Source organism: Mycobacterium asiaticum, from assembly GCF_001673365.1.
Lineage (GTDB): Bacteria > Actinomycetota > Actinomycetes > Mycobacteriales > Mycobacteriaceae > Mycobacterium > Mycobacterium asiaticum_A.
This window is the reverse complement of record NZ_LZLS01000124.1, coordinates 1-2260: the sequence shown is the minus strand read 5'-3', so window position 1 is coordinate 2260 and position 2260 is coordinate 1. Positions and strand designations below refer to the sequence as shown.

General features: G+C 65.4%; 3 protein-coding genes. 1 reads left to right on the top strand and 2 read right to left on the bottom strand.

Features of this window, described 5'->3' with window-relative positions:
• The coding region (locus A5634_RS13505) for a DUF3152 domain-containing protein (RefSeq protein WP_081290411.1) at positions 1 to 763 on the bottom strand (763 nt) is incomplete at its 3' end.
• Between the two features lie 184 nt (positions 764 to 947).
• Here A5634_RS13505 and A5634_RS13500 point away from each other — a divergent pair.
• Entirely contained in the window at positions 948 to 1634 is a 687-nt protein-coding gene (locus tag A5634_RS13500; protein ID WP_065144551.1) for a TetR/AcrR family transcriptional regulator, read from the top strand.
• On the opposite strand, the gene A5634_RS13495 is transcribed toward A5634_RS13500, so the two are convergent.
• A complete protein-coding gene (locus tag A5634_RS13495) occupies positions 1631 to 1903 on the bottom strand; it encodes a DUF3107 domain-containing protein (RefSeq protein WP_437339975.1) in 273 nt (90 codons plus the stop codon). The genes A5634_RS13500 and A5634_RS13495 overlap by 4 nt on opposite strands.
• Positions 1904 to 2260: the final 357 nt, after the last annotated feature.

Sequence of the window (2260 nt, the reverse complement as noted above, 5' to 3'; positions counted from 1 at the left end):
CTCGCGATTGTCGATCCGCGCCGAATGACGGGTTGTAGCAGGAGGTCTCGAGCCGGAATTCGTAGCCGCAGCCCTCGCGCACGCTGACCGGCGATACCAGCGAGATGCGAAAGTCGGGCTTGGCCGCGCCGGTTCCGTCAACCCGGACGAACGCGAACTGCGGGTTGTGCGTCCAGCCCTTCGGGTTGGCCAGCGTCTGGTCAACCATTTGCGCGAACGCGCTGTCGCCGCCGTAGTTGACCGGATCGAGCCCGTTCTCCACCTCGATGGTGTACCTGAACACCTTGGCCGTGCCCTGGCCGATCTGCGGTGTGGTACCCGGAACCACGCGGTAGGTTTTGTCGCCCGCCTCGGTATACGGTCCGCCGTCGGGCAGCGTCCCCGTCGGTGTGTTCGCGTCGAAGGCGACGAGGCCGCGTGGCGGCGTGTCGATGATCGACGTACCGACCGCGCCGATGGTGGGCGGATCCTTGTGGATGGCGTGCGCGGCCGGCTTCGGCGTGCTGGTTCCGGTGACTGTCTGATACGCCACTATCAGGGTCAACACCGTCAAAAGCGGCAACGCATATGCCCGCCAGCCGTAGGTCGACACGAACCGTCCGAGCCAGGTCTGTTTGCGCCATTGGCGGGGTCGGTCCCGGTCGGCACGGACCCGTCCGGCGCTCTGTCCGAGCGGATCGCGTTGGGCGCGCAACGGCTCACGCCAGTCGTCCCGCAGCACGGGCGAACGACCGGTGCTGTGGGGCGGCCACGGGGACGTCACCGTCCCAGGATCGCATAGCGGCTGCTGACAACCGGTCCTGGCGCGCCCGAATCAGCCACGCCGGACCAGTTCGAATCGGCAAAACGGCCCAGGTAGTCCGCAGGGAGTAATGTCATTGCGACACATTGTGCGGCCGCGGGGATGGCAAAATGGCTGCTTACCAGAACGATCAGATTGAGGACCGATGAGCGATCTTGCCAAGGCGGCGCCGCGACGTGCCGTCAGATCGGCCGACGGTGTTCGGCCGATGGAGGGCGCCGCGGTCTCGAACCGGCGGGGTAACCGATTGCCACGCGACGAGCGTCGTGGGCAGTTGCTTGTAGTCGCCAGCGATGTCTTCGTCGAGAGCGGGTATCACGCGGCTGGCATGGACGAGATCGCCGACCGGGCCGGGGTCAGCAAACCCGTTCTCTATCAACACTTTTCGAGCAAGCTTGAGTTGTATCTGGCGGTGCTGAACCGGCACGTGGAAAACCTGGTCTGCGGTGTGCAGCAGGCCCTGGCCCGCACCACCGACAACCGGCGCCGGTTGCACTCTGCCGTGCAGGCCTTCTTCGACTTCATCGAACACGACAGTCAGGGATACCGCCTGATCTTCGAGAACGACTACGTCACCGAGCCCGAAGTCGCCGCGCAAGTCCGGGTGGCCACCGAATCCTGCATCGACGCCGTCTTCGCGCTCATCGCCGAGGACTCCGGACTAGACCCGCACCGCGCCCGGATGATTGCGGTGGGACTGGTCGGCCTGAGTGTCGACTGCGCCCGCTACTGGCTGGACTCCGATCGCCCGATTTCGAAATCAGACGCCGTCGAGGGCACCGTGCAGTTCGCCTGGGGCGGACTCTCGCACGTGCCGCTCGCCCGGTCCTAGCTTTTGGCCGCTGCGGCGTCCGCGCCGATTCCGAAGCCGACCCGGCGCGCGTCGGCGATACCGATCTCGACGTAGGCGATCTTCTCGGCGTTGACCAGGTAACGCCGGCCGCGCTCATCGCTCAGGCTCAGCAGTCCCGCCTCGTCACGCAGTGCGGCGGCAACGAGTTCTTCGACCTCATTGGGCGTTTGCGCACTCGAAATCACCAGCTCGCGCGGGCTGTGCGTGACACCGATCTTGACCTCCACTGCAAGCCCCTTCCGTTGCATTTTCGTCGCAGGCGTTTCAGCAGCAGGCTAGTGGACGCGTCCGACTCGGATCGCGCCCCGCCCCCAACGCGGCAGTTCGGGGTTAGCGAACGAACCCGTCACGATTCGGTTTAGCGGCCTCGCGACGCCCGCATCGGTGCACACGCGTCGATACCATCGGCATCATCAGTAACACACGTAACACCCTCTACGACAGCGTCCGGGGCAGCGAGGACTACCCGGACGCGGAATCGTTCGGCGGTTATGACGACTTCGACGTCGACAACTTCGCCGACGATCCCGAGGGCTGCGGCTACGAATTCCGGCTCGAGACCTCCTGCTACAACCCGTCATTCGGCGCGGATCGACAATCGCGAG